11 protein-coding genes are annotated in these 12,239 nt (G+C 69.8%); 1 reads left to right on the top strand and 10 read right to left on the bottom strand.

What is annotated here, in order from left to right; genetic code table 11:
• Positions 1–4: 4 nt before the first annotated feature.
• From BUB75_RS39900 to BUB75_RS46795, 10 genes are all read right to left on the bottom strand, one after another.
• A complete protein-coding gene (locus BUB75_RS39900; RefSeq protein ID WP_073265284.1) occupies positions 5–1,273 on the bottom strand; it encodes an MFS transporter in 1,269 nt (422 codons plus the stop codon).
• Between the two features lie 116 nt (positions 1,274–1,389).
• A complete protein-coding gene (locus BUB75_RS39905) occupies positions 1,390–2,838 on the bottom strand; it encodes an FGGY-family carbohydrate kinase (RefSeq protein WP_073265286.1) in 1,449 nt (482 codons plus the stop codon).
• Positions 2,839–2,841: 3 nt separating this feature from the next.
• Positions 2,842–3,873 carry an NAD(P)-dependent oxidoreductase gene (locus BUB75_RS39910; protein ID WP_073265288.1) on the bottom strand — a complete coding sequence of 344 codons (1,032 nt, stop codon included), beginning with the start codon at positions 3,871–3,873 and terminating at the stop codon, positions 2,842–2,844.
• Positions 3,870–4,859: a zinc-dependent alcohol dehydrogenase family protein gene (locus BUB75_RS39915; protein WP_073265290.1), complete on the bottom strand. Its 990-nt coding sequence runs from the start codon at positions 4,857–4,859 to the stop codon at positions 3,870–3,872. Before BUB75_RS39915 ends, BUB75_RS39910 begins: the two co-directional genes overlap by 4 nt.
• A 16-nt stretch (positions 4,860–4,875) precedes the next feature.
• Positions 4,876–5,694, bottom strand: coding sequence for a carbohydrate ABC transporter permease (locus tag BUB75_RS39920; RefSeq protein WP_073265293.1), 819 nt, complete (start codon positions 5,692–5,694; stop codon positions 4,876–4,878).
• Complete coding sequence (locus BUB75_RS39925; protein ID WP_073265295.1) at positions 5,691–6,644, bottom strand: carbohydrate ABC transporter permease; 954 nt, start codon at positions 6,642–6,644, stop codon at positions 5,691–5,693. Before BUB75_RS39925 ends, BUB75_RS39920 begins: the two co-directional genes overlap by 4 nt.
• Before the next feature lie 68 nt (positions 6,645–6,712).
• The gene (locus tag BUB75_RS39930; RefSeq protein WP_084742311.1) at positions 6,713–8,011 is read right to left on the bottom strand and encodes an ABC transporter substrate-binding protein; all 1,299 of its coding nucleotides are present in this window, start codon (positions 8,009–8,011) and stop codon (positions 6,713–6,715) included.
• Between the two features lie 122 nt (positions 8,012–8,133).
• A complete protein-coding gene (locus tag BUB75_RS39935; protein WP_073265297.1) occupies positions 8,134–9,078 on the bottom strand; it encodes a 1-phosphofructokinase family hexose kinase in 945 nt (314 codons plus the stop codon).
• Positions 9,075–9,836 carry a DeoR/GlpR family DNA-binding transcription regulator gene (locus BUB75_RS39940; RefSeq protein WP_073265300.1) on the bottom strand — a complete coding sequence of 254 codons (762 nt, stop codon included), beginning with the start codon at positions 9,834–9,836 and terminating at the stop codon, positions 9,075–9,077. Before BUB75_RS39940 ends, BUB75_RS39935 begins: the two co-directional genes overlap by 4 nt.
• A 266-nt stretch (positions 9,837–10,102) precedes the next feature.
• Positions 10,103–10,270, bottom strand: coding sequence for a hypothetical protein (locus BUB75_RS46795; RefSeq protein ID WP_178380099.1), 168 nt, complete (start codon positions 10,268–10,270; stop codon positions 10,103–10,105).
• Positions 10,271–10,701: 431 nt separating this feature from the next.
• Here BUB75_RS46795 and BUB75_RS39945 point away from each other — a divergent pair.
• The coding region (locus BUB75_RS39945; protein ID WP_073265317.1) for a 2-oxoacid:acceptor oxidoreductase subunit alpha at positions 10,702–12,239 on the top strand (1,538 nt) is incomplete at its 3' end.

Raw genomic sequence — 12,239 nt, forward strand, 5'->3', positions numbered from 1 at the left:
CCGGTCAGCGCACGGACTTGATCGGCTGCACGGTGAACGCGGCGATGATGGCCGTGACCAGCGACAGCGCGTACAACACGGGGTAACCCAGGTCGTCGCGGCCGAAGATCGTCAGCACCGCACCACCGAGCAGCCCCGCGAACACGTACGGGAGGTTGTTCGCGATGTTGATGACGCCCAGGTCCTTGCCGCGGTCCTGCGCCCTGGGCAGCACCTGGGTGATCAGCGCCTGGTCCACCGCCGCGTAACACCCGAACCCGATGCCGAGCAGCAGCGACCCCACGATCGCGCCCCACGTCGTCGGCCAGACCATGTAGAAGATCGCCGCGACGCCCTGCACCACCGACGACACCACGACGAGCGCCTTGCGGCGGCCGGTGCGGTCGGAGATCCGCCCGGCCGGGATCGCCGCCGCGATCGCGCCGACGGTGTAGAGCACGACGAGGTACAGCGTCCAGAGGTCGGGGTCGACGCCGACCCGGTCGCGCAGGAAGAACCAGAGGTAGACCTGGGCCAGCGCGTTCGAGAGCTGGATGAAGAACCGCCCGGTCCAGGCCCAGGCGAAGTCCGCGTACTTCAACGGAGCCAGCGTTCCGGCCGCGAGCGCCCGGAACGAGGTCTGGGGACGCTCGGCCGGGGTCAGCGGCACGCCGTGCGTCCAGAGCGCGAACGGGAACGCGAACAGCACGGTGAGCACCGCGAGCGTGAGGTACGCCGAGACCACGCCGGTCGCTACGGTGCTGACCAGCGCGATGCCGATCAGCGGCCCGGCCGCCGACGCGATCCCCCAGAGCGACGAGGCCCTGGCCCGCTCGGTCACCGGCACTTCGTCGGGCAGCGCCGCGGTGAGCGCCGCGCTGATCGACGAGAGGCCGATCTGCGCGACCGCCCAGACGACGACCATGCCGACCACCGTCTGCTGAAAACCCTGTCCCAGCAGCGCGACGATCGTCACCACCGCACCGATGAGCACCCAGATCTGACGACGTCCGCGCCGGGCCAGCGTCCGGTCGGAGTACGCGCCGACGAGGATGTTCGCGACGATCGTGCAGAGCGCGGCGACCAGCGTGACGACGCTGACCACGGCCTCTTTGTGGTCGGGTGAGATCGCCTCGGCCTGGCGCGGCAGCACGACCTGCGCTGCGGCGAACATGACCATGAAAAACGCGAAGTGGCCGAGTGTCCACGACGTCAGCCAGCGACCGCCGGGCGAACTCGTCGGCTCGTCCAGCGCGGACCGGCGGGCGACCTGGTCAGGAGGGTTAACGGCCATCAACCGTCCTTAACGACGCGGAGGAGGCGGCAGCGCTGGAATGCGAGTCCGACTCATATTCGGGACAGCAGCCTGCCGTGTCAGCCGAATCCCCAAACTGATCGCCCGAAACAGCGTCAGGCTAAGGCCTCCGCCACCGCGAGATACTTCGCGTACCGCTCGTCGAGGTCCCGCTGCGGTTCGTGGCGCCGCACCACCCGCACGCACGCGTCCACCGCCTCGGTCAGGTCGGCGTACGCTCCCACGCCGACGCCGGCCAGCATCGCGGCACCCCGCGCACCGGCTTCGGACGCGTCGGTGACCTCGACCGGGAGCCCCAGCGCGTCGGCGAGCAACTGCGTCCAGGCCGTACTCCGGGCGCCGCCACCGCACAGCCGGGCCGCTCCGACCAGCGGAAACGACTCGCCGAGCGCGGAGACGTGCCAGCGGTGGTTGAACACCACGCCCTCCAGCACGGCCCGGAACACGTCGGCGCCGGAGTGCCAGCCCCGCAGCCCGGCCAGCGCCGCACCCGACGATCCGACCGGCGCACCGTAGAGGAACGGCAGGTAGACCGGGTCGTCGGCGCGGGGCACCAACCCGCCGTCCCGTTCCGAAGCAGCCGCGATCGCCGCCGCGTAGGACCCAGCCCCGAACTCCCGAACCGCCCATTCCAGGTTCGACGCCCCGCTCGGCGACGTCGACATGTGCAGCCAGCGCGCCGCCGCGCCGTCGGGGAAGAACGTGCGTGCCTGCCAGCGGGCGTCGGCCACCGGCGCGTTGCCGACGACCTGGTTGATGCTGAACGTGCCGAGCACCAGGCTCAGCGCGCCGGTGCCGATCGCGCCGATGCCCAGCGCGGCGGCGTCCACGTCGTGGGCACCGGTCACCACCGGCGTCCCGACCCGCAGCCCGGTCACCGCGGACGCCTCCGCGGTCACCCCGCCGACGACCTGCGACGACCCCCGCATCGGCGGCAACAGTCGAGCCGTCTCGGCGAGCCCGTACAGCTCCAGGACGCCGGTCGACCACTCCTGCGTCCAGACGTCGGTGGCGAACGCGCTGGCGTCGGTCGGATCGGTCGCGGACTCGCCCACCAGCCGCAACCGCAGCCAGTCCTTGCAGTACAGGAACGCGTCCGCCGCCTCCAGCGCGGCCGGCTCGTGTGCCCGCAGCCAGCTGAGCACGGCCGCCGGGCTGTACGGCACCACGACCTGCCCGGTCAGCTCCAGCGCCTTCGGCCCGGCCGCGTCCCGGAGCGCCGCCGCCTCCGACACCGCTCGCGAGTCGGTCGCCAGGATCGCCGGTCGCACCGGCTTCCCGTCGGCGTCGACCAGGTGACCCCCGTCGTTGTGCCCGCACAGCCCGACGGCCAGCACCGCGGTCGGGTCGACGTCAGCGGCCTGGAGCGCCCGGTGGACGGCGTCCGCGGCGGCGGCCCAGGCGGCGTCCATGTCCCGCTCCTGCCAGCGCGGGTGCGGCGAGGAGACCGCGGTGGTGCTCTGCGCGACCGCGACCTCCCGGCCGGTCAGGTCGAACAGCGCGGCCTTGATGACGGTCTGCCCGGCGTCGATGCCCAATAACACGTCTCACCATCCCAGGGCCGCTGCGTTGACCGCACGGGCCACCCGGCCGGTCGTCGCCAGCTCGGCGACGGCCTCGGCGACCAGCCGCGTGGACGTGCGGTTCGTGTCCTCGGTGTCGCCGCCGAAGTGCGTCGTGATCGTCACGTTGTCCAGGGTCCGCCACGGGCTATCCGCGGGCAGCGGTTCGGAGTCGAAGACGTCGAGCCCGGCACCGGCGATCCGCCCGGCGGCCAGCGCCGAGTACAGCGCCGACGAGTCGACCAGCCGGCTCCGGGACACGTTGACGAAGTACGCCGTCGGTTTCATCAGCCGGAACTGGGCCTCGCCGATGAACCGCGACGTCTCCGGCGTCAGGCGGGCCTGGACCAGGACGAAGTCACCGTCGGCGAACACGTGGTCCAGGTCAGCGGCCCGTTCCACCCCGGACGCCGCGAGGGCGGCGTCCGGGGTGTACGGGTCGTAGGCCAGCAGACGGCAGCCGAACCCCGCCACCCGCTGCGCGAACACCCGGCCCACGTGGCCGAAGCCGACCATCCCGACGGTCCGACCGGCCAGCTCCACCCTGGTGCCTGGGAACTCTTTGCGCCAGCCACCGGTTTTCACGCTGGCGTCGGCGCGTGCGACGTCCCTGGCCTCGGCCAGCATCAGCGCGAGCTGCAGTTCGGCCACCGCACCGGCGTTCCGGCCGTGCGCGGGCACGACGCCGACCCCGGCCGCGGTGGCGGCCTCGACGTCCACGTTCTCCAGACCGGAGCGGGCGACCGCGATCAGCCGCAGCTTCGGGGCCGCGGCGATCAAGGCCGCCGAGACCGGCGCGAAGTGCAGGCAGAGCGCTTCGGCCGGTTCGACCGCCGCGAGCAGCTCGGCGGGCGGCGGGACCCCGTTCGGCCCGTCCTGCTCCATGACCTGCTGCAGCGCGTGCTGCTCGCCCTTCGCCCCGGCCCAGGTGGCGGTCCGGACGTCGAGGCCGTCCCCGAGCGCCTCGACGTAGTGCGCGGCCGGGATGAACTGGTCCCCGACCACGACGGTGATCACGGAAGGACCTCGATCTTCCGTCCCTTCCCCGCCGCGAACTGCTCCAGCGCAGCCGCGTACTGGTCGAGCGGGAGCCGGTCGGAGATGAAGACGTCCGGGTCGAGCACGCCGGTCGCGAACAGTTCCGCGGCCCGCTCGAAGCTGTGCAGCACGGCCATCGAGCCGGTGATCGTGATCTCCTGGTTGTAGATCTTGTACGGCTCGATCGTCGCCCGCGCCGCGTAGTCGGAGACGCCGAACTGCAGGAACGTGCCGCCCTTGCCGACCCGGCCGAGACCGTCCTGAATGGCGTTCACGTTGCCGGTCGCGTCGATGACCAGCTCCCAGCCGCGCGGCCGGTCGAACTCGTCCGGGGTGGCGGCCGATCCGCTGACGCCGAGCTCCACAGCCGTCTTCAGCCGTTCCGGGTTCAGGTCGACGATGTCGACGCTCGCCGCGCCGACGCGCTTGGCCAGCTGGAGCATCATCAGGCCCATCGTCCCCGAGCCGTAGATCAGGACGTGGGCGCCGAGCTGCGACTTCAACACGTCGTACCCGCGGACCGCGCAGGAGAGCGGCTCGATCAGCGCCGCGTCCTCGGTGCGGACGTGGTCGGGCAGCTTGACGCAGTTCGCGACCGGCGCGACCGCGTACTCGGCCGCACCGCCCGCCGTCGTGACGCCGATCGCCGCCCACCGCTCGCACATGTTGTTCTTGCCGAGCCGGCAGTAGTGGCACTCGTGGCAGTACAGCGACGGGTCCACCGCGACGCGGTCGCCGATTCTCAGCTCGGTGACGTCGGCCCCGACCTCGGCGATCACCCCGGCGAACTCGTGACCGGGGACGACCGGCAACGTCGGCGCGAACTCGCCCTGCAGGATGTGCAGGTCGGTGCCGCAGAGGCCGCAGGCGGAGACGTCGACGACGACCTCGCGGCGGCCGGGCGTCGGATCGTCGACGGTCGTCACCTCGACGGTGCCGATTCCGCTGATGACGGCAGCTTTCACAGTGCGACTCCCTTGATCACTTGACAGCGCCGAGCGAGAGACCCTGGACCAACTTGTCCTGGGCGGCGAACCCGGCGGCCAGCACCGGCAGCGAGATCACCGTCGCGGCGGCGCACACCTTGGCCAGGAACAGGCCCTGGCTGGTGACGAAGCTGGTCAGGAACACCGGAGCGGTCTGTGCCACGACCCCGGTGAGGACCCGGGCGAACAGCATTTCGTTCCAGCTGAAGATGAAGCAGATGAGCGCGGTGGCCGCGATGCCCGGCATCGCCACCGGCACGATCACCCGCCGAAGCACGGTGACCAGCCCGGCGCCGTCGATCGCGGCTGCCTCCAGGATCTCGATCGGCACCTCGGCGAGGAACGACCGCATCATCCAGACCGCGATCGGCAGGTTCATCGACGTGTAGAGGATGACCAGCGTCCAGATGTTGTCGAGCATCCCGGCCTGCTGGGCGATCAGGTAGATCGGCAGCAGACCGGCGACGACCGGCAGCATCTTTGTCGAGAGGAAGAAGAACAGCACGTCGGTCCACTTGCGGACCGGCCGGATCGAGAGCGCGTAGGCCGCCGGGATCGAGAGCGCGAGCACGAGCAGCGTGGAGACGATCGACGCGGTCGCCGAGTTGATCAGCGGTGGCCACGGCGAAGCTCCGCTGGTGGCGCCGAAGAACTCGCGGAAGCCGTCGAGCGTCAGGTCGGCGGCGATCGAGGGTGGGTTGGTGGCGGCGTCCTGCTCGCTGTGGAACGCGGTGAGCACCATCCAGGCCACCGGCAGGAAGAACGTGATGCCGACGATCCAGGCCAGCAGGCCGAGGAGCGGTTTTGCCCTCATGCCCGACCCTCCTCTTCACGGAACAGGGACGAGACGACCCGCAGCGCGAACGTCGCGATCGCGATCGTCCCGGCCACCACGACCACACCGGCCGCGGAGGCTCGTCCGTAGTCATGTGCCTGGTAGAACGTGGTGTAGATCGTGTACGGCAGGTTCGCCGTGCCCAGGCCGCCGGACGTCAGCGTGAACACCGCGTCGAAGTTCTGGACGATGTAGATCGAACCGAGCAGCGCACCCAGCTCCAGGTACCGCCGCATGTGCGGCAGCGTGAGGTACCGGAACGTCTGGACCGCCGAAGCGCCGTCGACCTTCGCGGCCTCCAGCGCGTCGAGCGGCTGGCTCTGCAGGCCGGCGAGCAGGATCAGCATCATGAACGGCGTCCACTGCCAGACCAGGGAGGCCACGACCGCCGCGAGCGGCGCTTCGGTGATCCAGTCCGGTTGCGGTGCGTCGGCCCCGAACAGCCAGGTCAGGACGCCGTTCAGCAGGCCGTATTCGGGGTTGAACAGCGCGTGCTTCCAGAGCAGCGCGGCCGCCACGGGCACGACCAGGAACGGTGCGATCATCAGCGTCCGCACCGCACCGCGGCCGCGGAACGACCGGTTGAGCAGCAGCGCGATGCCGAGCCCGAACACCAGGCTGATCAGCACGACCGAGACCGTGAGGATGATCGTGGTGATCACCGAGTCGCGCAGCGTCGCGTCGGTGAACACGTCGACGTAGTTGCTGACGCCGGCGAACCCGCGCTGGTCGGGGTAGAGCGAGTTCCAGTCCATGAACGAGATCACCAGCGTCGCGACGAACGGCAGCTGGGTGACGATGATCAGGAACACCAGGGCCGGCAGCAGCGGTGCGCGGCGGGACCAGTCCCCGGCCCGGCGCAGCGCGGTCGGCGTGCGCTCGGGGCTCGGCGGAGCCGGTTTCTCTGCGGTCGGAGCGATGGCGGTCATCGGATAACCCCTCTCGGCGCCATCGGAGGGCCCGGCCGGGCCGTGGTGCAGCCCGGCCGGGAGGGGGATCACTTGTATTTGTCAGCGACCTTCTGAGCCAGTTCCTGGCCCTTGTCCAGCGCTTCCTTGACCGACTGCCGACCGGCGATCGCCGCGCTCACTTCCTGGGAGACCTGTGTCCCCAGGTCGGTGAATTCGGGGATGCCGACGAACTGGATGCCGGGCGCGGGTCGGGGCTGCACACCGGGGTTCTCCGGGTCGGCGTTGGTGATCGCCAGGTCGGTGACCTTGTAGAACGCCGAGGCGGCTTCCTGGTACTTCGGGTTGTCGTAGAGCGACTGGCGCTTACCCGACGGCACCTTCGCCCAGCCGAGCTTGGTGCCGACCAGCTCCTCGTACTTCTTGCTCGACGCCCAGGAGATGAACTTCCAGGCGTTGTCCTGGCGCTTGCTGGCCTTCTGGATGCCCCAGGCCCAGGTGTAGAGCCAGCCGGAGCTCTTGGTCTTGACGACCGGCGCCTCGACGTAACCGAGCTTGCCCGAGACCGGGGAGTCGCTCGCCTCCAGCGAACCGGCGGCGGACGTGGCGTCGTACCACATCGCGACCTTGCCCTGCTGCATGTTGTTCAGGCACTCGGTGAAGCCGGCCTGCGGAGCGCCCGACTCGCCGTGCTTGCGGACCAGATCCACATAGAACTGCGTGGCCTGCTGGAACTCCGGCGCGTTGACCTTCGGCGTCCAGTCCTTCTCGAACCAGGTACCGCCGAACGTGTTGACGACGGTGGTCAGCGGCGCGAACACCTCACCCCAGCCGGGCAGGCCACGGAGGCAGATGCCGCGCATGCCGGGCTGTGCGTTGTCGACCTTGGCGGCGAGGTCGGCGACCTGCTGCCAGGTCGGCTTCTCCGGCATCGTCAGACCCTTGGCCTGGAACACGTCCTTGCGGTACATGAGGAACGAGGACTCGCCGTAGAACGGCTCGGCGTAGAGCTTGCCGTCCTCCGCGGTCAGCGACTTCGTCATCGAGCCGAGGACGTCGTCCTGGTCGAACTCGCTGTCCTTGCTCACGTAGTCGTCGAGCGGCGCGAGCCAGTTGTTCTTCGCGTACGACGGCACCTCGAAGTTCGAGATCGTCGCGACGTCGTACTGACCGGCCTGACTGGAGAACTCCTGGCTGATCTTGTCCCGGACGTCATTCTCCGGCAGGACCGTGTAGTTGACCTTGATGCCGGTCTCTTTGGTGAAGTTGTCCGCGGTCAGCTTCTGGATGTCGAGCATCTGGGGGTTGTTGACCATCAGGACGTTGACGGTCTTGCCGTCGCTCGACGTACCACCGCCGCCCGCGCCGCTACAGGCGCTGAGCGCCATCGACGCGAGGACAACACACGATACCGATGCGATTACTCTGCGTAATGGCGTAGAGCCAACGCGAGCCACGAGCGCCTCCGCGGGGGATAAAGGGGGTTGGTTGTTACGGAACGCAATGCGGGTTACGGGCCTGCTGCGGGAACTCCGAGGTCGTAGATCCGGATGCGATCGAGGTCGGCCGTCGCGGCGACGTTCCCCGAGGTCGAGGGCAGAAGACAGGCGGCAGTACCCCAGGCCACGGCGGTCCGGAGCCGCCCAGCCGGATCAGGGCCCTCGCTGAGCCACCCGGCCAGCAGCGCGTCGCCGGCCCCTGCGGTGTTCACCGGGGTCACCGGCGGTCCGGACGCATGCAGCGCAGCCTCCACGTCGACCCAGACCGCTCCGTCCGGCCCGAGGCTGACCAGGACCCCGCCGCCGGTCTGACCGGCCAGCGTGTGCGCCGCGTCGAGCGCGGCCCGCACGAGCGGCCGCCCGCCGGGTGGGAACACCCGGCCGGTGAGCTCCGCCAACTCCTCGGCGTTCGGCGCCAGCACGTCGGGCCCGGCCTCGACCGCCGCGGCCAGCGCCTCACCGGAGGCGTCCACCGCAGTCTGCGCACCGGCCAGGCGTCCGGCCTCGACGATCCGGCCGATCAGCTCCGGCGGCGTGTCCGGCGGGAGCGATCCGCTGCACACCACCCAGTCCGCGCCCAGTGCCAGGTCCGCGACGGCGGTGACCAGCGCGTCGGCGTCCGCGGCGGTGAGCGGGCTGCCCGGCGCGTTGACCTTCGTGGTGCGACCGGGCTCGAGCAGCGTCACGTTCGTGCGGACCGGGGCGTCGGTCGCGACGATCCGGTGCGGGAGGCCTTCGGCCTCCAGCAGCGAGCCCAGGTGAGTGCCTTCCGGTCCGCCCGCAGGCAGTACCACGGCGGTGCGGACGCCGACCGCGTGCAAAGCTCGGGCGACGTTGACGCCCTTGCCGCTCGCCTCCACGGTGTCGACCGCGGCCCGGTTGAGTTCGCCGAGCCGGATGCCGGTCAGCGTGAACGTGCGATCCAGGCTGGGGTTCGGCGTAACGGTGAGGATCATGCCCGGATCACCTGTGGCCCGAGTACGGAGTAGCGCTGCGCTTCGACGGCGGACAGGCCGGTGTCGGTGACGATCGCCTCGAAGTCGGCGACCGACGCGAACCGGCAGAAGCTGTTCACGCCGAACTTCGTGTGGACGCCGGCGAAGACCCGCCGCCGGGATGCCCGGACGACCTGGGCCTTGACGTTGGCGACCGCGGGGTCGGGCGTCGTCAGGCCGTAACGACGGGAGATGCCGTTGGCGCCGAGGAACGCCAGGTCGATGACGAACCCGGCGAGCATCTGGGTGGCCCAGTGGTCGACGGTGGCCAGCGTCCGGCCGCGCACCCGGCCGCCGAGCAGGTAGACCGTCGTATCCGGCTTGGTGGCCAGGTGGCTCGCGACCGGGATGCTCGCGGTGATCACGGTGAGCGGTCGGCCGGGCGGCAGGGCCTCGGCGACCAGTTGCGGGCCGAAGCCCTCGTCGATGTAGATCGTCTCGGCGTCCCCGAGTAACTCGACGGACGCGGCAGCGATCCGACGCTTCTCCGGCACCCGGAGCGTCGCACGGTTGGCGAGGTTCGTCTCGAAGCCGGCACTCTCCACCGGGTAGGCGCCGCCGTGCGTGCGCCGGACCAGCCCGTGCTGTTCGAGCAGCCGGAGGTCGCGGCGGACGGTCTCCGGCGCGACGGCCAGGTCCGCCGCGATGCCGCTCACCTCTACCCGACCGTCGCTGCGGGCCCGGGCGAGGATGCGGTGTTGACGTTCCTCAGCACGCATCCCGGGCCCCCTTCGGCGACGGTCCGAGTCGGCGGCGACTCGGCTGTTCTCGGTTCTGTGACCTGTTTAACACCTCCTTTTAATGGCTCCAACAGGTTGTGTGGGCGGAATGCCGCCCGTTCTTGCCCGTTTAGCTAATGGTTATGAGTGCTGCTCAGCACACGATCCCGGGATCTGCGCGTCGGTGCGCCTGCCCGAAACCGGGCTCGGCCGTGCCCGTATGACGCCCGTCCGGTTCAGCCGGGCGTCACGGTGGACGGGCACGATCACTCCTCGGTGATCGTTCCCTCCGCCGGTTGAAGGTCGGGCTGCTCGCCGCGCCCGGTGTCGGTCGGCCGCGTCGCGGTCGGGCTCTCCGCCGGTTCCGGGTCGGCACCGGACTCCAGGTCCCCGTCGACCCAACGCTGATCGCCGTCCACCCATGGCTGGCTCATCTCTGCTCCCCTCGGTCGTGGCCACGTCGCCTCAGCGGAGTACCCACCCGCCGTGGAAAGCACCGGTGACGCGTCAGGTGGAGCGAGAACCTTCGGAGTGGAACCAAACGTTCGGTCCGCACCTTTCCGACACTGGGTGACATATTTTCGCTGGTCACCGATGGTGATCGTCGCGTCGGCCCGGGCGAACCTCGCCCCTTCGCCCGAAGACCCCGCCGACCGGCCCGAAGACCCTGGACGACCGAACAGTTTCCAGGCCGCCCGAGCGGCCGGGCCCTGCACAACGGGTAACCTTCGGCGTCGCCCGTTAGGGCGACCTATGTGACGGCGGTAACAAGAGTCTCGGCGTCGCACCGAAAGCCGAGAAGACTGACATACCGACGTAGCATCGGGAACAAAGTCCGGCAACAGGCCGCACCGGGGCCCGAGGTGTGGCAGAGGAGGACAGCCGAGTGAGCAAGCAGGTCCAGCGGTTGGACCGTGTGGTGATCCGGTTTGCCGGGGATTCCGGTGATGGGATGCAGTTGACCGGGGATCGGTTCACGTCGGAGACCGCGTCGTTCGGGAATGATCTGTCGACGTTGCCGAATTTCCCGGCGGAGATTCGGGCGCCTCAGGGGACGTTGCCGGGGGTGTCGAGTTTTCAGGTGCACTTCGCTGATCACGACATCATGACGCCGGGGGATCGGCCGGATGTGTTGGTGGCGATGAACCCGGCGGCGTTGAAGGCGAATCTGGGTGATTTGCCGCGTGGGGCGACGATCATCGTGGATACCCATGACTTCACCAAGCGGGCTTTGGCGAAGGTCGGCTACCAGGCGAATCCGCTCGAGGACGGGTCTCTGGAGGCCTACCACGTCCACTCGCTGGAGCTGACCGACCTGACGCTGCAGGCTGTGGAGGGCCTCGGGCTCTCCCGCAAGGACGCCGGCCGGGCGAAGAACATGTTCGCCCTCGGTCTGGTGTCCTGGCTCTACTCCCGGCCGGTGGATTCGACCATCGGGTTCTTGGAGAAGAAGTTCGCGACCAAGCCCGAGGTGGCCGCCGCGAACGTCGCGGCGCTCAAGGCCGGCTGGAACTACGGCGAGACCACCGAGGACTTCTCGGTCACGTACGAGGTCAAGCCCGCGCCGATGCCGCAGGGCACCTACCGGAACATCTCCGGCAACCTCGCCCTGGCCTACGGCCTGCTGGCTGCCGGGCAACGCGCCGAACTCCCGATCTTCCTGGGCGCCTACCCGATCACCCCCGCCTCGGACGTGCTGCACGAACTGTCGAAGCACAAGCGGTTCGGAGTGCGGGCGTTCCAGGCCGAGGACGAGATCGCCGCGATCGGCGCCACCCTCGGCGCGAGCTTCGGTGGGGCGCTCGGCATCACCACCTCCTCCGGCCCGGGCATCGCGCTGAAGTCCGAGACCATCGGTCTGGCCGTCAGCCTGGAGCTGCCGCTGGTCATCGTCGACGTCCAGCGCGGTGGGCCCTCCACGGGCCTGCCGACCAAGACCGAGCAGTCGGACCTGTTGCAGGCGATGTTCGGCCGCAACGGTGAAGCCCCGGTGCCGATCGTCGCCCCGCGGTCGCCGTCGGACTGTTTCGACGCGGCGATCGAGGCCGCGCGGATCGCGATCACCTACCGCACACCGGTGTTCCTGCTCTCCGACGGGTACCTCGCGAACGGCTCGGAGCCGTGGCAGGTGCCGTCCGTGGAGAACCTTCCGGATCTGCGCACGGAATTCGCGACCGAACGCAACCACGGCGAGGAGTTCTGGCCGTATCTGCGTGACCCGGAGACCTTGGCCCGGCCGTGGGCGGTCCCCGGCACGCCCGGTCTCGAACACCGGATCGGCGGGATCGAGAAGGCTGACGGGTCGGGCAACATCTCCTACGACCCGGCCAACCACGACCTGATGGTCCGCACCCGCCAAGCCAAGATCGACGGCATCGCCCGCTCGATCCCCGCCCTCGAGGT

Source organism: Cryptosporangium aurantiacum, from assembly GCF_900143005.1.
In the GTDB taxonomy this organism is placed as follows: domain Bacteria; phylum Actinomycetota; class Actinomycetes; order Mycobacteriales; family Cryptosporangiaceae; genus Cryptosporangium; species Cryptosporangium aurantiacum.

What these genes read in the sequence shown, in the direction of transcription:
- BUB75_RS39900 (WP_073265284.1), bottom strand. Translation starts at nt 1,273, where the DNA reads ATGGCCGTTAACCCTCCTGACCAGGTCGCCCGCCGGTCCGCGCTGGAC.
- BUB75_RS39920 (WP_073265293.1), bottom strand. Translation starts at nt 5,694, where the DNA reads ATGAGGGCAAAACCGCTCCTCGGCCTGCTGGCCTGGATCGTCGGCATC.
- BUB75_RS39925 (WP_073265295.1), bottom strand. Translation starts at nt 6,644, where the DNA reads ATGACCGCCATCGCTCCGACCGCAGAGAAACCGGCTCCGCCGAGCCCC.
- BUB75_RS39930 (WP_084742311.1), bottom strand. Translation starts at nt 8,011, where the DNA reads ATGGCGCTCAGCGCCTGTAGCGGCGCGGGCGGCGGTGGTACGTCGAGC.
- BUB75_RS39935 (WP_073265297.1), bottom strand. Translation starts at nt 9,078, where the DNA reads ATGATCCTCACCGTTACGCCGAACCCCAGCCTGGATCGCACGTTCACG.
- BUB75_RS39940 (WP_073265300.1), bottom strand. Translation starts at nt 9,836, where the DNA reads ATGCGTGCTGAGGAACGTCAACACCGCATCCTCGCCCGGGCCCGCAGC.
- BUB75_RS46795 (WP_178380099.1), bottom strand. Translation starts at nt 10,270, where the DNA reads ATGAGCCAGCCATGGGTGGACGGCGATCAGCGTTGGGTCGACGGGGAC.